A 23740-nucleotide genomic window follows, 5' to 3' on the forward strand; every position below is an offset into this window, starting at 1 on the left:
AAAACGTTTTTTGAAATATCCAAACCAACTGCGTTATTATTCATGTCGGGCTCCTCTTTGCTCCGTTAAATCATTGGGTGCATTTTATGACACCGTGTGGGTAAGGAGGAGTCCATATCATCATTGCTGAAAGTGCAGACTCGCCTGTCGAGTTAAATCTGCTGGATATCGCGGCTATTTTGCAGACGCTACGGGCAGACTGGAACAGGCCGATAGGCGCCGGACATCAGCAGCATTAATCAGCAAGGGCTCTGAAAATCTTCTTGGTATTCCCGTGCTAAACAGGCTACAGCAACGGCAGGCGCACAATCGGCCGGGCTTATGCCTGAGTATATCGCCGCTTGGTCAAAAAAGCTGGCAAAGTCCAGGTAAGGATGACCTGACTTAAAAGCCAATTGCCTGGCCAGAAAACGGCCGATTCCTGCGCCGATGAGCGGGCTGTTTTGGGAAAGGTGATGCCTGGATAAAAGGGCTTCGCAGCCCTGTTGTATTTTTTGTAGCTGTTGGGCACGAATATTTTCGGCGAATTGCTGCCAGCGGGGCAGTTCATCAGTTATAAAATCGCAGCCTATCATGCGTGAAAGACGTCTGGCGCTGGCGATAACCGTTTTTTCCGCACCGTCAGCCGTTTCAGTTTGATCATGTAATTCATTGAGCTCTCCCGTAACGCGGTATACATCCGCCATAGTTGCGAAATACTCGGCCATTAAACCGATACGCCTGCCTTGATCCTGTGCCGTTTGCGCGACCGCCATAACCGCCGTTCTGACGATGCCGGTATAAATAAGCTCCTGGGAAATCAGGCGCTGGTAATCGGTATAGCCTTCTGCCTGAACGTGACCATCCTTCAGTATCAGAATATCAGTTGTGGTGCTGCCTATGTCGATAAAAAGCCCGCTCTCCAGTTTTTGCGCCGCAAATAGTGCGCTTGCCAGCCAATTGGCAGAAGCGATAGCTTCATAATGTCCGGCTTCAATGCCTTCCGGCGTCAGAAAGCCTTCATAACCTGCAAAAATTAAACAGGACATTCCCGGTAACAGAGCCTGCATGGTATCAATAATTTGTCTGACTCCATCAGCCCTATTAATGAATAAATCAACCAGTTCCCCGGTCATGGTTATGGCATGAAGATGATTGGCGTCCCCCAAGTCCTGCATAATATTGTTTACAGCATTGTGCAACTGGTCAATTCCTTTCCATAAAGGGCAGGGTTTCTGGACTATGTTAATAATTTCACCGGCCTTATTGACGACAGTTGCTTTAACATGCGCGCCGCCAATATCCCAGCCTGCGATATTACATTGCATGGTTATTCTGTTTTATTTTAATGATAATTTCCCGGTTGCAAACGGGATTTATTACAGGCTCACCCTCCAGTAACCGCAACACGAGTTCTGCAACATTAATGCCCAGCGCCGCATAAATACCGGCAAAGGAGGTGGTCAGACGCGGATTAATTTCAAGCACTCCTATTTGATCGGCAGTCACTATTAAATCAATTCCCGCATAACCCCACAAATCAGGCAAAGCTTTGGCAACCTTATCAATCACATCCTGATACAGACTTAAGCCGTAATGATGATTCACGACAATCCCGTCCAAGTGATATTGCTTGTTGATAATGTTGAATTTTTGCAGATTCGCACATAATAACCAGCCTTGGCCTTGTTTGAATAAACAGGATAAGCTGATTTTTTCCCCCTGAATATGCGGCTGAATAATAAACCGGTCTTTTTGATCAAGTTGTCTGGCTATTGCCGCAAAGTCTTCCTGCCCCGTGATTAAATAACTGTCTGCACAACCTGCGCCATCCACGGGTTTGATCATCCATTCCCCTTGGGAATAAAACACATCTTCAAGCAGGCGCGTGGGAATGGCAGGTATATTATTTCTGCTGAGATGCTGGTAGGTTTTAAATTTGTTACCGGCGATAGCCACAGCCGTTGCGGGCGATGCCAGCACTCTCTTGCCCAGGGATTCAACAGTTTGACACAGCGTCTGTAGAATAAAGTCAAATTCCGGCGCTATCGGCCATACCGCGTCACATTGTCTGGCTGAACGAATAAATTCATCAGAAACAGTATCTTCCGGACTAATGACGACGGTATTAATACCCTTCATGTTAATTGTGCCGGTCATGCGCCAATCCAGCATAACGACAAGTTCAATACCGGCTATGACGGAAAAATTATCGAGCAAAGCCTGAAGCATTAAAATTCCTTCGCTCTTCAGGGAGTCTGGCAATTCCTGCTTGTTAAAGCCGCCGCCCGTGATATATTCAAATATCAGAATTTTCACACAAATACTTAAATCTTAAACAACTATTGTAACATCCGTAATTCACAATAACCTGAAGAGGTGATTACTTATGGAAATAATTCCGGTAATAGATTTGAAAGATGGCGAGGTGGTTCATGCCCAACAAGGAAAACGGGCGCTTTATCAGCCGATTAATACAGGATTGTGCAGTTCATCCAATATTTATAAGGTAATCCGTGCCTTCCTGAGCCTCTGTGACTTCAATACCCTCTATATTGCGGATTTGAATGCGATTACTCTTCAAGGCGACCACAAACATTTAATTAATAAAGTGCTGAGCCGGTTCCCGGAGATAACTTTCTGGATAGACACAGGTTACCAGCAATATGACGCGAATTTACAACGGCCAGGCAATTATCTTCCAATCCTGGGCAGTGAATCTTATCAGGATGAAGATTGCCAGGAAATCGCGGCTTTTGGCAGCAACTTTATTCTTTCGCTGGATTTTTCGATCTACGGAGCGCTTGGAGCACAAAAACTATTTGCTAATCAAGAGTTATGGCCCGAAAATATTATTATCATGCTGTTGGACAGGGTAGGCAGTAATAGCGGGCCGGATCTGAATAAATTAAATGATTTTTGTAGTCGTTATCCGGATAAAAACTTTATTGCCGCCGGCGGCATACGGAATAAACAGGATTTAATTGATTTGAAAGAGATAGGCATTAAACAGGCTCTTGTTGCCAGCGCCTTGCACAGCGGGGACCTTAGCCGTGCGGATATTCATGGCTTGAGGCAAAAAAATACCCCAGCAAGCTGAGGTATTTTCAACAACCTTTGGTAGTTAATAACTTATTCGTTGTTAACTGCGAACGGATGTTTAGCAGTCCCTTTCTTTGCAACCACTTCAGCCGCTGCAGGCGAACCCGCAACCGCCCGTTTTAAAGCTTCCTTGGTGGCTTCATAGTTGAATTTTTCGATTTTACCATCATCTTCAGCTTGCCAGTGAATGAATACACCCACGGTGATAAATAAATCATCGGCTTCGTTAGCCGGAATTGTACCATCTTCGACACAGTCAGCAACAGCCATAGCAACAGCGCGTTGAGCCGGGCCAAACATTTGAACAGCTTGTTTTGCGCCTTTAATAGTTACTTTGTTATAAAGAACAGTTGCAGGTTTAACCATCAGATTAGGCGCAACAAGAGCTAATAGGCAGGAAAAGCCATCTTTGTTGTTAGTCAAAGCGTTTGCAAATGCAGTCTCAGCAGCTGAACCGCGTGGTCCAACCATCAAATCGATGTGAGCAACTTCGTTACCTTCACCCACCAGTGATTCACCAACGCGTAAGTTATTTATTTTCGCCATGCTTGTTTTCCCCTATGAAGAAAAATTGAAAGAAATTTCGAGCTAATATCGACACTATTCATATCCACTTATTTGTTTTAAACAAATTCCTTTTGAAGACTTGATTAGTTACCACTAATACTGTCTTCCAAAAATACTGCCATTACAGTCGCTACAGTCATATCGGCTGTAGTGCCGGGATTTACTTCCCTGGATTTGAATTCCTGATCTATGCAATGAAGCAATGGAATAAGGCGCTCAGGATTATCAGTTCTAGAGAACTCTTCGCTAAGAAGAGCCATTTTTCCGGCTATCATTTCAGAATACTGATTGCCGTATTTTCTTTCGATATGACTATCGGGAAATCGGCTTAGCAAATCAGCATATACTGCTGCCGCCGCCCAATTTTTATTGCCCCATCGAATTATCATATAATTATACCTTAATAAGGCAAAATCGAAAATATCTTTATAATCTGTAGTATATTGAAGAGCAATGCGATCTTTGAAACTTGCCAGTTTCATAGCCTCGGTTAGCGTAATCGAGGCTTTTTCATGGACGTCCTGCACATTTGCTCTGCCCAATCCAGCAGGACAGGCCAGCGTTATCGCCTTAAAAACCCAGTCTGCATCCGCTACCGTAGTAACACCGAGCACCTGCTTTAATGCCTGCCTTAGCGTCAAGCCTGAATATCTGCTGCAAGAAACTGCCTGAATCAGGGGAGCGCAAAGCAAAATAATACCTAAATTGGTATTGCAGCCCACGGCGTCGCGGGTAGCCTTGACTGCATAAAATATTTTTTCGCCCAACGAATAATCAGGACTGCAAAGCGGAGCTGCGCTGACTTCTGCACTGATCCTAAAATCAGTCACAGTCATGCCATGCCCTTCTCCATAAATGCTGACATTGCCGGGTTTAAATGCCTGTAATTCCACTTCACACGCCTGTTGATAAAGCATGCTGAGCTGCTGCGAAGTCATCATGAGACAGCGGAATTTATTTTATGAGCGTTTTTATTGATGCGCCGGCTTATTAAATCTTCTGTCAGCAAGTCTGCAATATTGATATCACAAACGCTTTCCAGTCCTTTCCATGCGGGAATACTGTTAACTTCAATAATCGTGTAACGGCCTTCCCTATCGCAAATAATATCGATGCCCGCATAATCCATCGCTAATGTGGCCGTAGCCGTGACGGCCAATTCAGCCAAGTCGGGGACTAGATCGATCAGCTCGCATTTCGCACCGCGCGCCACATTATTCAACCAGGATTTTCCGCATCTGCGCATTGCCGCAATAGCCTGTCCATTAATAACAAAAACGCGGTTATCAGAAAAGCCCGAGCCTGCACACTGCACAAATTTTTGCAGATAATAAACGCCATGACTGCTGGTCAGCCAGAATAAATCAGTCATTTTTTCAAGGCGTCGAATACCTTCACCCTGCGAGCCGAACAATGGTTTACTGAGTAATAAATTCCCTTTTCCTAGCTCACTTTCGGCAATACTTAACGCCTCTGCCCGGTCTCGCAATACCCAGGTCAAAGGCGTGGGCAAACCGGCATTATGGAGCAAAAAACTGGTCATGGCCTTGTCGACACTGCGTTCTATGGCATGGCCGTCATTATAGACAGGAATATGCAGCAATTTTAAAGCATGCAAAATATCCAGATACAGGACGACTTCTTCCAGGGATCCTCCAGGCACGCCACGCACAAAAACTGCATCAGGAAGTGCCTGTTCAAAGCCTGGAATTAAAACCGGAGTTTGACCCGATCCAATGGCAAATCGACATTCTGTCAAGGAAACATAATCGCTGGCATAACCTCGGCTGGCAAAGGCAAGACGCAACTGCTTACCGTGCCAGCCTGGATCATCCGTGAAAATAGCAATTCTACCCATGCAATTCCTTTAAAATTAAATATAATATGATTTTCTCTGTTAAGGGAAAATAAAAAATTCATATTATCTCTTTTTAGAGGTAAAAAGATCAATTGCCCGGTTCAGCTATCACCTTGAAGGGCTTTATCCATGCCGCCGTGGAGCCACGTGATTAAATTCAAATAATTGTTTATTAGTGAGCAGACACGCATCCTTGCAGAGTTAACTGGAGGGCAGCTGCCGGAGGAACTTCAACCCAACCGCCACACTCCATAGCATTAAATGATAAATTAATCTCAGTCTGTAATTTGGAATTTTTACCCAGCCGCAGGTAAGATATTTACTAGCAGGATAATCCGCTATGTCCATCATAGGTATAAAAGGGGTTTTTGTTTTTACCAAGCTACTGGGTGGAATTGGACTTGCAGCTGTAACTTTTAGTACCGTATTAATCCTGTTTTCCATACTGACTCTGGTTTATTTCTTGTACCGGTTTGTCTGGATATTTTCCGCTGAAGGAACTAATCTGCGCATGGAACGAAAATTCAGACGCTACATGGAAAAACTGTCGCAGCAGGAGTTAATACACCGCATAACACTGTCCAGAACAGTTGATCAGGAAAATATAAAGCATCTTGTCACGCTGGTTAATCAAGAAATTAACTTACGCAAAGTGCATATCGACCCGACTATAGTCCCGGAAATTCAGAACCTGCTTAACAGTTGCCGTTATGCCCAGGATTTTAATAAAGCCTTGCGCATTTATAAAATTGTTATCGATACCGATATTGCCTTATTAAACTCTACGCTGAGGGAATTGCTTGATGAGACTATTAAGCTCAGATGGCTAATTATTGAATTATCCTATGCCCTTTCAATTTTTTCATAAATTTTCAGACCTCATCAACTTGGCTCTCGGCAGGAATTTCGAGGCGAGGAAAAAATCACTGCGCGAAAATGCTCAGTTAAAGCAACAAAAAGCCATGGCTAATGCACAAATTGCTTACGAGCTTGAGCTGATGAAAATCAGGTTTTCAGAACAACTGCTCAGAACCAAAGCAAGAGAAACCAGTACTACGCAGGACTATAAGGAGTTTCTGGATATGATCGACGAAATGAAGGCGCAAATTATCGAGGCTTATCCGGATATGCCAAAAGTAATGGCATTAGTCATACACCAGCATGCCAAGCGGCTCATTGACGATATCTGGAATAGTCCGGATGAGCAACTGCAGAGCCAATGCCGGGTCAAGCTGGCGCAATTTATTAAAGTTGTTTACGATGATACCGCCGCTGTTCTGGTTAATGAGCAGCACGCAAAAATACCGACCAGGACCTTGTATCATATAGAAAAATTAGAATAGCACCGGCTAATCCAGTTCATTGCAGAGCTCCGGAATACCCTGCCCTCCCATTCAAGACCACATTAATTTTACCGCCATTAAAATAATCAGCAGTAAAAAACAGCGCTTTAATTTCTGCGCAGGTAGTTTATGAGCCAGCTTCGTCCCAAGCGGAGCAGTAAAAACACCAGTCAGGCCTATTCCGAGGAAAGAAGGCAAATAAACATTCACCAAGTTTAATTCCGCCAGCTGCAACGCGCGCTATCCCGGTATGGCATAATTCGCTGTTCCGCCACCAGCAATCGGCTAACCACGCGCGCTTGATATCGAAACTGAATTACCCAGACGGTATTGCGCTAACGTCGAAGCTATCGAAGTAAAAATTACCGTGGCTGCCGACATAACCATAATCAGATCAGTTGGAAATCCTTACGCCGAATACACTATAACCAGGACCGGCGCAGTAATTAAACCGCCGCCTATTCCAAAAGTCCGCCAACAGCCCGGTAACCATTCTCCATAACATACTGAACAAAATAACTTCTCCCACCTGACTCCTGATTGTTTTACAAATACTTGATCCGGCAGTCAGACCTCGCCTGCACAGTATGATTTTTTGAATGTGGCTGTGCTATTCTAGGCGCAACATTCGCACAAGCTGGTAGCGTTATGGAAATATACCTTGTTGGCGGTGCTGTCCGCGATAAATTACTCAATTATCCTGTTCAGGAAAAAGATTGGGTGGTAATCGGCGAAACTCCGGAATCCATGGTGAAACAGGGATTTCGTCCGGTAGGCAAGGATTTTCCGGTATTCCTGCATCCCCATAGCCGTGAAGAATATGCCTTGGCCAGAACGGAAAGAAAAAGCTCACCCGGTTATAAAGGTTTTATTGTGCACACATCGCCTGATGTGAGTCTGGAGCAGGATCTAATCCGCCGCGACCTGACCATCAATGCCATAGCAATGACTCCGCAGGGGCAGATCATTGATCCTTTTGGCGGCAAAAATGATCTTGAAAAGCGGATCTTCCGCCACGTTTCGCCCGCGTTTTCTGAAGACCCGGTGCGAATATTGCGCGTCGCCCGTTTTGCGGCGCGATATGCTCATCTAGACTTCAAGCTAGCAGAAGAAACACGAGCTCTTATGCGGCAAATGGCCTCTAGCGGTGAAATTGATCACCTTGTTCCCGAGCGCGTATGGGCGGAATTATTAAAAGCGCTTAGCGAGAAATCGCCAACGGCTTTTTTCCATACCTTAAAAGACTGCTATGCGCTTGATAAAATTTTCCCGGAAATAAATCGTCTATTTGGCGTGCCGCAACCTGAAAAACACCATCCGGAGATCGATACCGGCGTACACACAATGCTCTGCCTGGAGCAGGCGGCTCTTTTATCGTCCAGCCCCGAAGTCAGATTTGCCACATTAGTGCATGACCTTGGCAAAGGGCTAACGCCCAAAGATCAATGGCCTCATCATTATGGCCATGAAAAAAGCGGACTTAAGGTTTTGGAAAATTTATGCGCCCGACTGCGCGTCCCTAACTCATTTAAATCGCTGGCCAGGCATGTTATGCAATACCATACTCATTGTCATAAGGCATTTGAATTACGCGCCTCAACATTAACTGATCTGCTGACTGCTTTGGGAGCATTTAAACCGGCCAATAGGCTAGCTGAATTTTTATTGGCTTGCGAAGCCGATGCAAAAGGCAGGACTGGCTTTGAAAACAGGCTCTACCCGCAAGCAGAAAGACTGCGCGAAGCAACTAAAGCGGCGGCCTCTATTGATATTACGCCTGTTCTGCAAAGCGAACTTAAAGGCGATCAAATCGCAGAGGCCATTCGCCGTTTAAGAATTAAAGCAGTTAACGAATTTATTAAAGCCTGACTTGCTTCATATCCAGTCTGCTATTTTTACCTGTAAAAACAGTTGTATAATACTGTTGAATTCTCTTTCTACCTGGTAATCAGCGAGGTAATCCTGCTATGCCTTCATTTGATATTGTTTCAGAATTTGATAAACACGAAGCTCAAAATGCCATTGACCAGGCCAATAAGGAAGTGACTACACGCTTTGACTTTAAAGGTTCAAATTCGACCTTTGAACTGAATGAGGATAAATTGATCATGGTGTCAGGTTCAGAATTTCAGCTACAGCAAATGCTGGATATCGTGCAAGCCAAGCTCACCAAACGCGGCGTGGATATCGGCTGCCTGGATATCGCCGAACCTAAAGCCAGCGGTAAAACGGTGCGCCAGGAAATTATCATGAAACAGGGACTGGATGCGCTGCTGGCCAAAAAAATCGTTAAATTGATTAAGGACAAAAAACTCAAAGTGCAGGCAGCTATCCAGGGTGATAAAGTCAGGGTAACCGGCAAGAAAAAAGATGATCTGCAAGAGGTTATGCAAATGCTGAAGGAAGAAAAGCTGGAAATGCCGTTGCAATATGATAATTTCAGGGAATGAACAAAAGGTACACGGCTAAACAATCTTAGCTTTTTGCCTTCCGCCTTTTTTATAGGAAAAAATAAAATAACTTATAATTGCTAACGTTAACCATGCTGTAACTAAAGGCCCGATGACGCCGTCATAACTGCTGACCAGATAAAGGTGCTCCGAGCTGGAATTCGTGTTAAATAAACTTTTACTCATTTTTATTTGCCAAACCCAGCAGGTATGGCAACCTATACATAAGCCCAGACTCTGTTTTATCTGCGTTCTAAGCACTCCCAGAAAAATACCGACCAGCAGCAAGGCAAAAAATGCCGAGAGAATTTCCGGGTTCAGCAAATTCTCAAATGCTTCAGCCAGCAATTTAAAACCGCTGAATATGTTAACCTCCTGGTAAGGAATTTCAGTTGTGCTGTTTAAAAAATGCAGGGCCGCATAATAAACCGCGCTTATCAAAATTGCCGATATTACCGGCAGCTTCTTTTTTAAACCTGCTAAGAGAATCCCTCGAAAAAGCGGTTCTTCAATCATTGAAATTAACAGCGCAAGCGCTAACGAGATGGCCATTTTTTTAGCCAACAGCCCGGCTGTCCAGATCCGATCAAAATCAATGATGTTAATTTCAAAAATATACAGGACAACAAAAACCGGCAGCAAGGTAACAAATCCAAGCCCGAAGCCTTGCGCCACCTGCTTTATAAAGACAGTGGCTGGAGCAAATCCCAGATCTTTTTTATTAAATTTCAGATAAGCCATAGCCGGAAAAATACTAAGCACCAGGAACAGTTGGGTAGCCTTGCTTATTATTTTTCGTAAAGGGAACTGATCGCCTGTCATTTGCATAATATAATAACCCGCTATGCAAGCCAGTGACGCGGCTATCAGTAAAACCAGCAGCGGCATTAGTGAATAAATAATATTTCTCATCATTGCCTGTTTCTGCCACCAAAATCGCCCCATAACATTTGCACGGCCGCTAGGGCTGCAAGCGATGCGGTTTCTGTTCTTAAAATCCGGCGGCCTAACTGTACCGGAATAAACCCTGCCGCTTTGGCCAACTCGCGTTCCTGATCCGTAAAACCGCCTTCCGGTCCTGTTAACAAGGTCACTTGCATAGTTTCAGGTTTTAATCCCGACAGGGAGGCTTCAGCAAAGGGGTCAAGAAAGACTTTCAAACCTTCTTGCCTGTCAATCCACAAGTATAATTGGTCGATTTCCAATAATTCCGGCAACAGTGTTCTACCACTTTGTTCTGCAGCATGCTGCACTATTTTTTGCCAATGCAAGAGTCGCTGCGGTTTTTTTTCCTCTTTAAATTGCACAACGCAGCGCTCGGTCAGTAACGGCGTTATTTTGTTAACCCCCAACTCCACAGCCTTTTGCACCGAAAGATCCATTCTGTCTCCACGTGAAATGCCCAGCCCCACAGTAATTATCAGAGGCGATTCCACACTGCGTTCAATCCATTGCCCAACCGCAATGAGCAGCCTGTTTCGGCTTACTTCAACGACTGTGCTTGAGTATTCCCCGCCTGCGCCATTAAATAAAATAATTTCATTATCTTTCTTTAGCCGCAATACAGTTCTTACATAATGAGCACTGTCATCATCCAACTCAATTTTTTTACCCGGCGCCAATAGTGCCGGCAGATATAATCTGGAAATCCGCATGTCAGTTTTTAACCGCTCTCTCTAGGGCTTCCCAGGCAACATCAGCGATTAACCATAGTTCTTCTTCGCTGATAATGTAAGGCGGCATAAAATAAATCACGTTCCCCAGCGGTCTTAATAAAACGCCTTTGGATAACGCATGCTGATAAACCTTTAGTCCCCGGCGTTCCTGCCAAGGATAAGGTTCCCACGTGCGCTTGTCCTTGACCATTTCAATGGCTACTATCATGCCTGTTTGCCTGACTTCAGCGACATGAGGATGATCTTTAAAGCGCGCTGCAGCCTCGCCCATGATCTTGGACAATTTCCTGTTATTTTCAAGTATATTCTGTTCTTGAAAAATCTCGATGGTAGCCAATCCAGCTCTGCACGCCAAGGCGTTGCCGGTATAACTGTGAGAGTGTAGAAATGCAGTCAACTTTTGATAATCATCGTAAAATGCCTGATAGACTTCATTAGTTGTCAATACCGCAGACAACGCCAGATAACCGCCTGTCAAGCCCTTGGATAAACACATAAAGTCCGGTCTGATTTCAGCTTGCTCACAGGCAAATAAAGTTCCGGTACGCCCAAAGCCTACGGCGATTTCATCGGCTATTAAATGCACATTATATTTATCGCAGGCGGTGCGCAGCAGTTTTAAATATATGGGATCATACATGCGCATATTGCCTGCGCATTGCACTAAAGGCTCGATAATGACGGCGCTGACGCTTTCAGCGTATTGCTGCAGCGTCTGCTCCATTAAAGAAAATCGACGGCTCGAATAATGCGCCCAGGACTCGCCCGGTTCGCGGTAATAACAATCAGGGCCGGGCACCGTTATCACATCCATTAATAACGGCGCGTAAGTGTCTTTATAAAGCGGTACATTGCCGACGGCTAATGCGCCCAAAGTTTCGCCGTGATAACTGTTTTCCAGGGTAATGAACCTGGTTTTTTGAGTTTGCCCTCGATTCCGCCAATAATGAAAACTCATTTTAAGCGCGACCTCAACAGCGGAAGAGCCATTGTCTGCATAGAAGCAGCGACTTAGCCCTTCAGGGGTAATTTCAATCAGTTTTTCGGCAAGTTTAACAGCGGATTTGTGAGTAAATCCGGCAAAAATCACATGCTCCAGCGTATCCAGCTGATCTTTTAGGGCTATATTGAGGGCCGGATTTGCATGCCCGAACAGATTCACCCACCAGGAACTTATGGCGTCAAGGTAGTGATTGCCCTCAAAATCCTCAAGCCAAACGCCTTGACCTCTTTTTATCGGGATAATCGGAAAACTTTCATGGTCTTTCATTTGTGTACACGGATGCCACAAAACGGCCAGGTCCCGATCAGAAAATGTCTGGTTAGTCATAAAGAATAACTCAATAAACCATAAAGGGCGCGAAGCTGTAATACAACCATGCGCCCTCCTGATTAAAATTAAACTGATAATTTTGAATTCTAATTTACAATTTCAAATTTTCCCAGATTGCCAATGTAGGCGCTGCCTGATTCATCGTATAAAAATGCAGGCCCGGCGCGCCATTATCCAGTAAGCGTTGGCAAAGCTCCGTTACCAAATCCAGGCCAAAGGCCTGGATAGCCTGACGATCATCACCAAAACTTTCCAGCCGCTTTCTCATCCAGCGGGGAATGTCAGCGCCGCACATTTCTGAAAATCGAAACAGTTGAGTATATTGAGTAATCGGCATGATGCCGGGGACAACCGGAATATCGATACCGTTTTTTTCACAAGCATCAATAAAATAAAAGTAGGCTTCGGCATTGTAAAAATACTGGGTAATCGCCGCATTGGCGCCTGCATTGACTTTACGCTTGAAATTTTTAAAGTCCTCGTTGCCATTTACAGCCTGCGGATGGACTTCCGGATACGCCGCAACATGAATCTGGAAGTAGTCGCCGGTTTCTTTACGAATAAACTCAACCAATTCATTAGCATAACGAAATTCACCTGCCGACATCATGCCGGAAGGTAAATCGCCTCGCAAGGCTACAATTTTGGAAATATTCTTTTCCTGATAGCTTTTCAAAATGTCGCGAATATTTTTCCGGGTTGATGCGACACAGGATAAATGCGGTGCGGCAGAAATGCCGTTGGCCTGAATGTTTACAACTGTATCGAAAGTTTTATCCCGGGTTGAACCACCCGCGCCAAAGGTGACTGAAAAAAAATCAGGATTGAGCCTTGCCAGCTGGTTATGAACCATCTGTAGATTTGCTACACCCTCTTCGGTTTTTGGCGGATAAAATTCAAAACTGAAAAGTTGCGAGGGCGTATTTTGTGAATGCATTTTAATATTTGTAAATCATTAGCGTCGTGTAATCAGGCAACTTTGAGCAGAATGCCGGATTACACGACCCTGGAGCCTAATTCCATTCGGATAAATAAGCGGCGCTTTGGTAATGTAATCACCCACTCTTGTCAACTTTAATAACGATAGTGATCTGCCTTGAAAGGTCCTTCAATAGGCACATTAATATATTTCGCTTGCTCATCTGTCAGGACAGTCAAATTGACGCCCAACTGCTTAAGGTGCGATCGGGCAACTTTTTCATCCAGTTTCTTGGGCAGGATATACACCTTGTTTTCGTACTGATCAGAATTTTTCCAGAGCTCCATTTGCGCGAGAACCTGATTACAGAAAGAATTGGACATGACAAAACTTGGATGCCCGGTTCCGCAACCCAAATTTACCAGACGGCCTTCCGCCAGAACAATAAGACGTTTTCCATCAGGAAAAATTACATGATCAACTTGTGGTTTAATGTTCTCCCATTTATATTGGCGCAATGACGAAATTTCAATTTCTGCATCAAAATGTCCAATATTGCAAACAATTGCCTGATCTCTCATAGCAAGCATGTGTTTGTGAGTAATAATATTGAAATTACCGGTCGCGGTAACAAAAATATTGGCGATAGGCGCAGCTTCTTCCATAGTTACAACTCGATAGCCTTCCATTGCGGCCTGCAACGCGCAGATAGGGTCAATTTCAGTAATCCATACGGTTGCCCCCAGACCGCGCAACGATTGCGCGCAGCCTTTACCAACATCACCGTAACCGCTTACAACCGCGATTTTTCCTGCAATCATGACATCAGTTGCACGCTTGATGCCATCCACCAAAGACTCGCGGCAACCATACAAGTTGTCGAATTTTGATTTGGTCACTGAGTCATTAACATTAAAGGCAGGCACTTTTAAAGTGCCTTTTGCAACCATTTCATAGAGACGCAGCACGCCGGTCGTGGTCTCTTCGGACAGCCCTTTGACATCTTTCATCAGCTCAGGATACTTGACATGCATAATGGCGGTTAAATCGCCGCCATCATCCAGAAGCATATTCGGGCGCCAGCCCTCAGGCCCTTCAATAGTCTGGGCAATACACCATTCAGCTTCGGCTTCTGTTTCGCCTTTCCAGGCGAAAACCGGAATACCGGAAGCCGCCATTGCAGCGGCAGCATGATCCTGGGTGGAAAAAATATTGCAGGACGACCAGCGTACGTCTGCGCCCAGCGCCGTCAGGGTTTCAATCAACACCGCTGTTTGAATGGTCATATGCAGGCAGCCTGCTATACGCGCTCCGGTTAACGGCTGTTCGGAGCCAAATTCTTCGCGCAGCGCCATTAAACCCGGCATTTCTGTTTCGGCGATATTGATTTCCTTTCGTCCCCATTCTGCCAAAGCAATATCGGCAATTTTATAATCTTGCTGGCTCATGTATTGTCTGTTCAGTTTCATGTTATAGACCTGCTGCATCTTTTAAAGCATCGACTTTATCGGTTTTTTCCCAGCTGAATGAATCTTCAATACGACCAAAATGTCCATATGCCGCCGTTGTTTGATAAATAGGTTTTAATAAACCCAGCATTGCAATCAGCCCTTTTGGCCTGAGGTCAAAGTTATTCCTGATAATCTGAACCAGCCTGTCTTCACTGATTTTACCGGTGCCAAAAGTTTCCACACTGATTGAAGTCGGCTCAGCAACACCAATTGCGTAAGAAACCTGAATTTCACAACGCTCCGCTAAATCGGCGGCAACAATGTTTTTTGCCACATAGCGAGCCATATACGCTGCCGAGCGGTCAACTTTGGAAGGATCCTTGCCTGAAAAGGCTCCGCCGCCATGTCTTGCCATACCGCCGTAGGTATCAACAATAATCTTGCGTCCGGTCAAACCGCAATCGCCCACAGGCCCGCCTATGACAAACTGGCCGGTCGGATTAATATAATACTTGGTAGCCCGGTGCAGCCATTCCTTAGGCAATACCGGCAGAATAATTTCATCCATCACCGCTTCATGGAGGACGTCGGCGCTAATCTCGGGCGAATGTTGGGTCGAAAGGACAACTGCATCAATGGCTACCGGTTTGCTATTTTCATAGCGGAAAGTAATCTGGCTTTTGGCATCAGGACGCAGCCAGGGCAGGATTTTATTTTTACGTACTTCCGACTGACGCTTTACCAGAAGATGAGAATAGGTAATTGGCGCCGGCATCAGGACAGCGGTTTCATTACTTGCATAACCGAACATCAGACCCTGGTCACCCGCGCCCTGCTCATGATCTTCAGCTTCATCAACGCCCATGGCAATATCGGCAGACTGCTTGCCAATGGCATTTAAAACAGCACAACTTTGGCCGTCAAAACCTATATCGCCATGATTATAGCCAATTTCACAAACGACTTTTCTTACCAAGGCTTCCAGATCCACCCATGCATCGGTAGTGATTTCACCAGCAAGGATAACCATGCCGGTTTTTACCAAGGTCTCACAAGCAACCCTTGATCGAGGATCCTGAGCCAATAAAGCATCAAGCACCGCATCGGAAATTTGATCCGCAACCTTGTCCGGATGTCCTTCTGAAACTGATTCAGATGTAAAAATGAAACTATTGCTCATGATTTCGCCTTCCTAAAATATAAAACGCCAAATATACAAAAAGCTGCAAAAGGCAGCCTTTATGCGTATGGTGGGCCCTGAAGGACTTGAACCTTCGACCTGCCGATTATGAGTCGGACGCTCTAACCAACTGAGCTAAGGGCCCTTTTTATTACCTGCCTATTCGCCTTCCAGAAAACAGCGCAGTTGCTCTGATCTTGACGGATGCCTTAGCTTTCTCAGCGCCTTGGCTTCGATTTGACGGATTCTTTCGCGCGTAACATCGAACTGCTTACCTACTTCTTCCAGGGTATGATCGGTATTCATATTAATACCGAAACGCATGCGCAGCACTTTCGCTTCCCTTGCTGTCAATCCTGCCAACACATTTTGAGTTGATTCACGCAAACCGGCAATAGTGGCAGAGTCGACCGGAGACAATACTTTTGCATCCTCTATGAAATCCCCCAAATGAGAATCTTCGTCATCGCCTATTGGGGTTTCCATTGAAATAGGCTCTTTCGCAATTTTCAATACCTTACGAACTTTGTCTTCAGGCATTTCCATGCGTTCGGCCAGTTCTTCAGGCGTTGCTTCACGACCCATTTCCTGAAGAATCTGCCTGGAAATACGGTTTAGCTTATTGATGGTTTCAATCATATGCACAGGAATACGGATAGTTCTGGCCTGATCTGCAATTGACCGGGTAATAGCCTGCCTGATCCACCATGTGGCATAGGTAGAAAATTTATAACCGCGGCGATATTCAAATTTGTCGACCGCTTTCATTAAGCCAATATTACCTTCCTGAATCAAATCCAAAAATTGCAAACCCCTGTTAGTATATTTTTTAGCAATTGAAATAACCAGCCTTAAATTGGCCTCGATCATTTCTTTTTTGGCACGTCTTGCCTTGGCTTCGCCAATCGACATACGCCGATTTATGTCTTTTAAGGCGCTGATTGTCAATCCATACTCAGCTTCAATATCGGCCAAAATCCTTTGGGCTTTTTTTATTTCTTTTTCATGCCCTTTCAGATCTTTCGCGTATTTACGTCCTTCACCCAGATACTGATCCAGCCATTCAGTGCGGGTTTCATTTTCCGTAAATGAGGCAATAAACTCCTTGCGCGGCATTGCTGCATTCTTAACGAAAATATCCAGAATCAGTTTTTCCTGTTCACGAACAAGTGCGACTCCCTGAGGTATAATGCCTGTCAGCTTCTTTAAATATTGTGGCGTCCATTTAAACTGCATGAATAATTCAGCTAAAGTTTCAAAGGCTTTCTCTGTTTTATCACTGGCATAGCCATACTTTTTAATTGCTCCAGAAGTTATTTTCAACTGTTTTCTGAGCAATTCAACTTTCTCCTTGACCTCTCCATAATTCAGCCCTTTCAACTCTTCTTCCGTACTGGTTTCATCAACAAGATCATTGGCGGGTTGAGCAACTGCAAAAACCTCAGGCTCGCTTAAATCTACAAAGCCCGAAATTAAATCTGTCAAGCGAATGCCGCTTTCTTCCTCAGAAACCGAATCAAACGAGTGCAAAAAGTCCTCTACTACAATACAAGAGCGGGCTATAGCTTTAACCAGCTGCTGCTGACCTTCTTCAATACGCTTGGCGATTTTTAATTCGTCAGCCCGTGTTAACAACTCCACTGAGCCCATTTCGCGCATATACATGCGCACGGGGTCTGTTGTGCGGCCGAACTCGCTATCAACAGAAGCCAGAGCTGCAACTTCTTCAGCATCTTCATCATCGGTAGTGACAGCCGCTGAATCGGTAATTAGAGAATCTTCATCGGGCGCGATTTCATATACCTGAATGCCCATATCATTGATCATGCCAATAATATCTTCAATTTGTTCAGGATCAACAATATCACTGGGCAAATGATCATTAACCTCGGCATAAGTCAGGTAACCCTGGATCTTGCCTTTGGCTATCAATTGTTTAAGTTGGGATTGCTGGTGTTCTTGATTCATCATTTACTCACTGAATATTCTATTCAGCATGCTTCGCTGAACTAAAAATTATACTATAAATTTTTATTATCTTTGCATCAAACTATTTGTTGGACAATAATTTACGTAATAATTCCTTCTCCTGCCGATCTAATCTGCTGGTTTTTTCTTTAACCAGCAAGCGGTCCAGACCAATCGACCGGGCCTGGGCAAGCAGTCTGTCTAAGGCATCACAAAATACTGCAGCTATTTTGTCATCCGGCACCATTAACTCCAGCAAAGCTAAGGCTTTTACTGACTTTTCCTCGGCGCTGCCTCGATAAATCTCTACTAAGACAGCGGCATTAGCCGGTCGATTATCTAATATCACTTGCAGGATGTTTTTAAACAGGTCAATACCAGAAAACTCCAGCCCGCGCCAGTCAATCTCTTTTTGTTCAACAATCTTAGCAAGCTCCGGGTTCTGGAGCAATAAAGCAATGGCAACCCGTGACGAGGATAGCCGCCCTTTTTCCTGGCGTTGCCTCTGACCTTGCAGCGTTCTAAGTGTAGCCTTATTCTTCGAAACATCCAGGCGCGTTAAACCTGATATTTCCTTGAGTCGTGCCTGCATCGCTTCACGGAACATGCCGGCCGGTATTTTTTCCAGATAAGGCCCAGCTTTGATCGCTAATTGCACACGCTCTTCCATTCGGGATAAATTCAAGGCCTCGGAAACATGCTGAAAAAAATAATCTGACAAGGTTTTAGCGGCCTGCACGCGTTCATTAAACCTGTCAACACCTTCCTCTCTCACTAGGGAATCGGGATCATAATTTTGTGGCAACAGCATAATGCCAAGCTTTCGTCCATCCCTTAATCTGGAAAAAGCCGGCTCCATTGCCCGCCATGCCGCTTCCTGACCCGCTTTATCACCATCAAAACAAAATACCAGTTCCGATGAAAACCGGAACAGCAAGTCAAGATGAGCTGGCGATACTGTCGTCCCTAATGTCGCCACAGCATAATGGATTCCAAACTGGGCCAGAGCAATAACATCCATATAGCCTTCAACTACCAGAATTCTTTCAGGCTTGGGATTTTTTTCCAGCAGTTCATATAAGCCATAGACTTCTCTGCCTTTGTGAAATAGGGCCGTTTCCGGCGAATTCAAGTATTTGGGCAAGGAATTATCAAGCACCCGCCCACCGAATCCTACAATCCGCGCACGCTTGTCCCGTATGGGAAACATAATCCTGTCGCGAAAACGATCATAGGCATTTCCGCCGCCTTTACTGATCGCCAGCCCGGTTTCTATCAATAGCTTCTGATTAAATTGACCGGCCAAGGCATCCCATTTATCAGGCGCATAGCCCAACATAAAATCGCGAATAACTTCAGATTCAAGACCTCTGGCGCTTAAATAATCAATTGCCTTAATGCCCGACCTCAGCTGTTCCACATAAAATGCGGCTGCCTGTCTCATAACAGCATACAGATCATTTAAATTTTCTTTCTGCGGGGCCGTCTTATGGTTAAGGGACTCCCTGGGCACATCAATGCCGGCAAAGGCCGCCAGGTTCTCCACGGCTTCAACAAAATTAAGGTGACTAAAGTCCATCAGAAAACCAATGGCATTGCCGCTGGCTCCACAACCAAAACAATGAAAAAATTGCTTTTTGCGGTTTACAGAAAAACTGGGGGTTTTTTCAGTGTGAAAAGGACATCTGGCAACATAATTTGCACCCGTTTTTTTTAAAGGAACGTGCGAATCGATTAAATCAACAATATCAACCCGCACCAACAGCTCATCAATAAACTGGCGAGAAATTCTACCGGCCATAAGCTACCCGGCCAAAGCTGCTATCCAGCTAATGCAGCCTTGATTTTTGTACTGACAACTGACATGTCAGCACGACCCTGCATTTTTGTTTTAAGCAAGCCCATTACCTTGCCCATTTCTTTAACTGATTGCGCCCCGGATTCAGCTATTGCCTCTTTGATTAAAGAATCAATTTCAGCCTCAGTAAGAGCTTGAGGCAGAAAGTCCTGAATCACCAGAATTTCAGCCTCTTCAACCGCCACCAGATCATTTCGGCCGGCATCTGCAAACTGTCGTATAGATTCACGACGCTGCTTGAGCATCTTGTCGAGAACGAGGATAGCCCGATTATTATCCAGCTCTATTCGCTCATCAACTTCAACTTGCTTGATTGCAGCCAGGATTAAACGAATCACGCCCAATCTTGATTTATTGCCGCTTTTCATAGCGGCTTTCATATCTTCCTTGATGCAATCTGTTAATAAATCCATCGAAGCCACCCTACTTTATAAAGCAGGGCGTCCACGCCGTAAATTTTTCAACGCATAACGTTCTCGGGCCAGTTTTTTCAAATGGCGCTTAACAGCTGCCGCACCTTTGCGTTTACGCTCTGCCGTCGGTTTTTCATAAAACTCGTGGCGACGCACTTCTGCCAATACACCGGCTTTCTCGCAAGCACGTTTAAAACGGCGAATTGCGATATCGAAAGGTTCGTTTTCTTTAATTTTCACTGACGGCATTATAATGATCCAGATATGTTAATATTTAAAATTGAAAGCTTGTAGTCTACTAATAAACAGAACTCTTAATTATACCTTATTTTTATAATTTTCAAAAACCAATGTACGTTTTAGGCATAGAAACATCCTGTGATGAAACCGGCATTGCAATTTATCATGCCAGGCAAGGCTTGTGTAATCACCTTTTGTACAGTCAGGTTAAGATGCACAGTGACTATGGCGGCGTCGTTCCGGAACTGGCTTCACGTGATCACATCCGCAAACTAGTGCCGCTAATCAAGCAATCCCTGAAGGAAAGCCGGCTGAAAAGCACTGACTTGAACGGCATTGCCTATACAGCAGGGCCAGGGCTCATGGGAGCACTATTGGTCGGCGCAGCTACTGCCAGAAGTCTGGCCTGGACGTGGCAAATCCCGGCCATTGCCGTTCATCATATGGAAGGACATCTGCTTGCGCCTATGCTCGAAGAAAATCCGCCGGCATTCCCTTTTGTTGCCTTGCTAATTTCAGGCGGACATACCCTGCTTGTACAAGTCAAAGGCATCGGCCGTTATCAGTTGCTAGGGGAGTCACTCGATGACGCGGCTGGCGAAGCGTTTGATAAAACCGCAAAAATGCTGGGTTTGGGCTATCCGGGCGGACCAAAGCTTTCCGCTCTTGCCGAGCACGGCAATCCGCAAATTAAATTTCCTCGCCCCATGACCGACCGGCCCGGCTTGGACTTTAGCTTCAGCGGATTAAAAACATTTACCATGAATACTTTCAATGCCTGCAAAAAAACTGATCAAGACAAAGCGGATATTGCGGCGGCTTTCCAAAATGCAGTGGCCGATACGCTGAGTATCAAGTGTCAACGCGCCTTAAGACAAACCGGCTTGAAAAAACTGGTTGTGGCGGGAGGCGTCAGCGCCAACAAACAAATTCGCGCCTCTTTAACTGAAATGACCGATAAGGAAAAGGCGCAGATCTATTTTCCCAGACCCCAGTTCTGCACCGACAATGGCGCCATGATTGCTTATGCGGGCTGCCAGCGTTTGCTGGCCGGTCAATATGAAGGCCTGGAAATTTTGGCTCGCCCTCGATGGCCTATCAGTGAGCTGTCATGCCTTTAATCAGCCTTCTTCACCGGCCAGCAAGCGTTGAATATTGCTTTTATGCCGCCACAGCAATAACAACATCATCATCCCCGAAACTGCCGCTATCGGAATATTTCCAACTATAAGCCAGGCGTAAACAGGCGATAAAATTGATGCCACTAGCGCCGATAAGGAAGAAATTTTACCTACCTTGTAAATCAGCAGCCAAGTGGCTATAAATGCAAAACCCAATAGCCAGGAAAATCCGAGCAACACCCCTATTGATGTAGCCACACCCTTGCCGCCTTTAAAGCTGAAAAATACCGGATAGAGATGGCCCAAAAATGCCGCCAGCCCGGTTAACGCCAGTGATTCCGCCGGCATTTCCATTAGCTTCGCGATATATACGGGGATCAGACCTTTGAGCAGATCGCCTAGCAAGGTGATAGCGGCCGCCTTTTTCCCGCCGATGCGCATGACGTTGGTCGCACCCGGATTGCCAGATCCCTGTCGGCGTGGATCGGGCAATCCCAACAAGCGGCAAATAATAATTGCACTGGATATTGAGCCTACCAGATAGGCAACCGGAACGAGCAACCATTGAATCATTATATACCTTTAATTATTCATAACTTGTAAGCCGGGTTCATTTCCCCGATACTTACGCTTTTTTAAAAGCGCACATCATAACTGGAAACGGCAATGGATATCATATTTTTAGGCGGGCTTGAGATAGAGACAATCATCGGCATTTATGACTGGGAAAGGGAAACCAAACAAACCGTCGTACTTGACATAGCAATGGCTTTTGATATTCGGAAAGCCGCTGAAACCGATGACATTCAATACGCGCTTGATTACAAAACGGTTTCCAAACGCATTATCTCCTTTGTCGAGGAAAGCCGGTTTTTTCTGGTTGAAAAATTGATTACCGAAATAGCCGATATTGTACGTAATGAGTTTAATGTCCCCTGGGTAAAAATAACCCTCAATAAAAAAGGCGCAATCCGCGGCGCCAGCGATGTAGGCATTATCATTGAACGGGGTGAAAAATAACCCGTGCCCAGAGGTTATATCAGTATTGGCAGCAATATAGACAAGGACACCTATATCCCTGCCAGTTTGAAGGCCCTTGAGCAACACTTTGGCAAACTGATCATTTCAAGTATTTATGAGTCTGAGCCGGTAGGTTTTTCAGGCGATGCCTTTTATAATCTTGTGGTCGGCTTTGATACCGATCTGGATATGCAGGAGGTCGCCAGACGGCTCCGGCAAATAGAGCTGGATCATGGCCGCACCCGTGAATGCAAAAAATTTTCTTCACGGACCCTCGATCTGGATCTGATCCTTTATGGCGACCTGATTATGAACGACGGCTCTTTAAGGATACCGCGCGATGAAATAGAACGCTATGCGTTTGTACTTGAGCCTTTAGCGGAAATTGCCCCGACCCTGGAGCATCCGGTCAGCCACAAAAGCTATGCCGAGCTCTGGGATAAATTCGACAAGTCAGATCTCAGGCAAAGACGCGTCACCCCGCCCTGGCTTTCAACAGGATAACGTTCGCCCGCCGTCAACCGTGATAATCTGGCCGGTGATGTAACCGGCATCCTTAACCAGAAATAATACCGCCTTGGCAATATCAAGGGGCTCGCCAAGGCGTTTTAACATTATGCGCTGTAAAATTTCCTGTTTAGCCTGCTCCGATAACTCATGCTCCGGCCAGATAATAGCGCCCGGGGCAATGCCATTGACCCGTACAGCGGGGCCCAGCTCCTTGGCAAGAATTCTGGTCATCGCCGCCAAACCCGCTTTACTCATGCTATAGACCGGGTAGCCGCTCAGCCCGTGTTCGGCATGAATATCGATAATATTGACAATGCAGCCTTTATTATCCGTTAAGGCTCGCGACAATAATTTTGCCAGAAAAAATGGGGCTTTCAGATTAATGCCCAATATGTCATCCCAATGCTGTTCTGTTACCTTTGCAACGACGGCCGGATAAAAAGCCGAGGCATTGTTCACCAGTACATCTATTCCATCCCAGGCCGCACTGGCCGCCTCGGCAACGGATTCAAGCTCGCTTATTTTAAGTAAATCGGCCTGCATGGCCTTCGCTGAATCAGGACGTTGTTGGTTTAATTCCTTACAAAGCTCAAGCGCATCTGCTTGGGACGACCGGTAATGCAAAAAAACATTACTGCCCTCGCTATGCAGCAAGCGGGCGCAAGCCGCGCCTATTCGCTTGGCCGCCCCGGTAATCAACACATTTTTTTGCTTTATATTCATCTTGATTCAAAAAAATGCCATGGGCGACC

The 23740-nt window shown here is 45.4% G+C and carries 26 protein-coding genes and 1 tRNA gene; 8 read left to right on the plus strand and 19 right to left on the minus strand.

The window, feature by feature from the left end:
• Positions 1-239 precede the first annotated feature (239 nt).
• Positions 240-1307, minus strand: a complete 1068-nt coding sequence (locus HUX64_RS11030; RefSeq protein WP_174626289.1) for a hydantoinase/oxoprolinase family protein — start codon at positions 1305-1307, stop codon at positions 240-242.
• A complete protein-coding gene (locus HUX64_RS11035; protein ID WP_174626290.1) occupies positions 1297-2298 on the minus strand; it encodes an ATP-grasp domain-containing protein in 1002 nt (333 codons plus the stop codon). Before HUX64_RS11035 ends, HUX64_RS11030 begins: the two co-directional genes overlap by 11 nt.
• Positions 2299-2368: 70 nt before the next feature.
• On the opposite strand from HUX64_RS11035, the gene HUX64_RS11040 reads away from it, so the two are divergent.
• Positions 2369-3079, plus strand: coding sequence for a HisA/HisF-related TIM barrel protein (locus HUX64_RS11040; protein WP_174626291.1), 711 nt, complete (start codon positions 2369-2371; stop codon positions 3077-3079).
• Positions 3080-3111: 32 nt separating this feature from the next.
• Here HUX64_RS11040 and fae read toward each other — a convergent pair whose 3' ends face one another.
• The 3 genes from fae to HUX64_RS11055 form a co-directional block, all read right to left on the minus strand.
• Positions 3112-3627 carry a formaldehyde-activating enzyme gene (gene fae, locus HUX64_RS11045; RefSeq protein WP_174626292.1) on the minus strand — a complete coding sequence of 172 codons (516 nt, stop codon included), beginning with the start codon at positions 3625-3627 and terminating at the stop codon, positions 3112-3114.
• Between the two features lie 104 nt (positions 3628-3731).
• Complete coding sequence (locus HUX64_RS11050; RefSeq protein ID WP_174626293.1) at positions 3732-4589, minus strand: triphosphoribosyl-dephospho-CoA synthase; 858 nt, start codon at positions 4587-4589, stop codon at positions 3732-3734.
• A complete protein-coding gene (locus tag HUX64_RS11055) occupies positions 4586-5506 on the minus strand; it encodes an ATP-grasp domain-containing protein (protein ID WP_174626294.1) in 921 nt (306 codons plus the stop codon). Before HUX64_RS11055 ends, HUX64_RS11050 begins: the two co-directional genes overlap by 4 nt.
• Before the next feature lie 340 nt (positions 5507-5846).
• Here HUX64_RS11055 and HUX64_RS11060 point away from each other — a divergent pair, with 340 nt between their 5' ends.
• Together HUX64_RS11060 and HUX64_RS11065 are read left to right on the plus strand one after the other, a co-directional pair.
• Positions 5847-6374, plus strand: a complete 528-nt coding sequence (locus HUX64_RS11060) for a hypothetical protein (RefSeq protein WP_174626295.1) — start codon at positions 5847-5849, stop codon at positions 6372-6374.
• Between the two features lie 94 nt (positions 6375-6468).
• Positions 6469-6849 carry a hypothetical protein gene (locus HUX64_RS11065; protein ID WP_174626296.1) on the plus strand — a complete coding sequence of 127 codons (381 nt, stop codon included), beginning with the start codon at positions 6469-6471 and terminating at the stop codon, positions 6847-6849.
• Between the two features lie 51 nt (positions 6850-6900).
• Here HUX64_RS11065 and HUX64_RS19715 read toward each other — a convergent pair whose 3' ends face one another.
• On the minus strand, positions 6901-7083 hold the full coding sequence (locus HUX64_RS19715) for a TSUP family transporter (RefSeq protein ID WP_246246997.1): 183 nt from the start codon (positions 7081-7083) through the stop codon (positions 6901-6903).
• Between the two features lie 414 nt (positions 7084-7497).
• Here HUX64_RS19715 and HUX64_RS11075 point away from each other — a divergent pair, with 414 nt between their 5' ends.
• Positions 7498-8718 carry a multifunctional CCA addition/repair protein gene (locus tag HUX64_RS11075; RefSeq protein WP_174626297.1) on the plus strand — a complete coding sequence of 407 codons (1221 nt, stop codon included), beginning with the start codon at positions 7498-7500 and terminating at the stop codon, positions 8716-8718.
• 98 nt (positions 8719-8816) lie between these two features.
• Positions 8817-9299, plus strand: a complete 483-nt coding sequence (locus HUX64_RS11080) for a YajQ family cyclic di-GMP-binding protein (protein ID WP_174626298.1) — start codon at positions 8817-8819, stop codon at positions 9297-9299.
• Positions 9300-9314: 15 nt separating this feature from the next.
• On the opposite strand, the gene HUX64_RS11085 is transcribed toward HUX64_RS11080, so the two are convergent.
• From HUX64_RS11085 to rpsU, 11 genes are all read right to left on the minus strand, one after another.
• On the minus strand, positions 9315-10214 hold the full coding sequence (locus HUX64_RS11085; protein ID WP_174626299.1) for a CPBP family intramembrane glutamic endopeptidase: 900 nt from the start codon (positions 10212-10214) through the stop codon (positions 9315-9317).
• Entirely contained in the window at positions 10211-10954 is a 744-nt protein-coding gene (locus tag HUX64_RS11090; RefSeq protein WP_174626300.1) for a 16S rRNA (uracil(1498)-N(3))-methyltransferase, read from the minus strand. Before HUX64_RS11090 ends, HUX64_RS11085 begins: the two co-directional genes overlap by 4 nt.
• A 1-nt stretch (position 10955) precedes the next feature.
• Positions 10956-12305 (minus strand): adenosylmethionine--8-amino-7-oxononanoate transaminase, encoded by a 1350-nt coding sequence (locus HUX64_RS11095; protein WP_174626301.1) that lies wholly within the window; start codon positions 12303-12305, stop codon positions 10956-10958.
• 94 nt (positions 12306-12399) lie between these two features.
• On the minus strand, positions 12400-13245 hold the full coding sequence (gene metF, locus HUX64_RS11100; protein WP_174626302.1) for a methylenetetrahydrofolate reductase [NAD(P)H]: 846 nt from the start codon (positions 13243-13245) through the stop codon (positions 12400-12402).
• A 137-nt stretch (positions 13246-13382) separates the two neighbouring features.
• Positions 13383-14675, minus strand: coding sequence for an adenosylhomocysteinase (gene ahcY, locus HUX64_RS11105; RefSeq protein WP_174626326.1), 1293 nt, complete (start codon positions 14673-14675; stop codon positions 13383-13385).
• Positions 14676-14697: 22 nt separating this feature from the next.
• Entirely contained in the window at positions 14698-15858 is a 1161-nt protein-coding gene (metK, locus tag HUX64_RS11110) for a methionine adenosyltransferase (RefSeq protein WP_174626303.1), read from the minus strand.
• Positions 15859-15926: 68 nt separating this feature from the next.
• Positions 15927-16003: transfer RNA gene (locus HUX64_RS11115), tRNA-Ile, on the minus strand.
• A 14-nt stretch (positions 16004-16017) separates the two neighbouring features.
• Entirely contained in the window at positions 16018-17826 is a 1809-nt protein-coding gene (rpoD, locus tag HUX64_RS11120) for an RNA polymerase sigma factor RpoD (RefSeq protein ID WP_174626304.1), read from the minus strand.
• Between the two features lie 82 nt (positions 17827-17908).
• The gene (gene dnaG / locus HUX64_RS11125) at positions 17909-19627 is read right to left on the minus strand and encodes a DNA primase (protein ID WP_174626305.1); all 1719 of its coding nucleotides are present in this window, start codon (positions 19625-19627) and stop codon (positions 17909-17911) included.
• Between the two features lie 20 nt (positions 19628-19647).
• Entirely contained in the window at positions 19648-20097 is a 450-nt protein-coding gene (locus tag HUX64_RS11130; RefSeq protein WP_174626306.1) for a GatB/YqeY domain-containing protein, read from the minus strand.
• A 15-nt stretch (positions 20098-20112) separates the two neighbouring features.
• Entirely contained in the window at positions 20113-20346 is a 234-nt protein-coding gene (gene rpsU, locus HUX64_RS11135) for a 30S ribosomal protein S21 (protein ID WP_174626307.1), read from the minus strand.
• Positions 20347-20447: 101 nt separating this feature from the next.
• Here rpsU and tsaD point away from each other — a divergent pair, with 101 nt between their 5' ends.
• Positions 20448-21458, plus strand: a complete 1011-nt coding sequence (tsaD, locus tag HUX64_RS11140; RefSeq protein ID WP_174626308.1) for a tRNA (adenosine(37)-N6)-threonylcarbamoyltransferase complex transferase subunit TsaD — start codon at positions 20448-20450, stop codon at positions 21456-21458.
• Here the strand turns inward: tsaD and plsY are convergent, their stop codons facing one another.
• Positions 21459-22034 carry a glycerol-3-phosphate 1-O-acyltransferase PlsY gene (gene plsY / locus HUX64_RS11145; protein WP_174626327.1) on the minus strand — a complete coding sequence of 192 codons (576 nt, stop codon included), beginning with the start codon at positions 22032-22034 and terminating at the stop codon, positions 21459-21461.
• Between the two features lie 90 nt (positions 22035-22124).
• On the opposite strand from plsY, the gene folB reads away from it, so the two are divergent.
• Together folB and folK are read left to right on the plus strand one after the other, a co-directional pair.
• A complete protein-coding gene (gene folB, locus HUX64_RS11150) occupies positions 22125-22478 on the plus strand; it encodes a dihydroneopterin aldolase (protein WP_174626309.1) in 354 nt (117 codons plus the stop codon).
• Positions 22479-22481: 3 nt separating this feature from the next.
• A complete protein-coding gene (gene folK, locus HUX64_RS11155; protein ID WP_174626310.1) occupies positions 22482-22982 on the plus strand; it encodes a 2-amino-4-hydroxy-6-hydroxymethyldihydropteridine diphosphokinase in 501 nt (166 codons plus the stop codon).
• Here folK and HUX64_RS11160 read toward each other — a convergent pair.
• Positions 22971-23711 carry a pteridine reductase gene (locus tag HUX64_RS11160; RefSeq protein ID WP_174626311.1) on the minus strand — a complete coding sequence of 247 codons (741 nt, stop codon included), beginning with the start codon at positions 23709-23711 and terminating at the stop codon, positions 22971-22973. The genes folK and HUX64_RS11160 overlap by 12 nt on opposite strands.
• Positions 23712-23740 lie beyond the last annotated feature (29 nt).

Source organism: Candidatus Methylobacter favarea (assembly GCF_902806695.1).
In the GTDB taxonomy this organism is placed as follows: Bacteria; Pseudomonadota; Gammaproteobacteria; order Methylococcales; family Methylomonadaceae; genus Methylobacter_B; species Methylobacter_B favarea.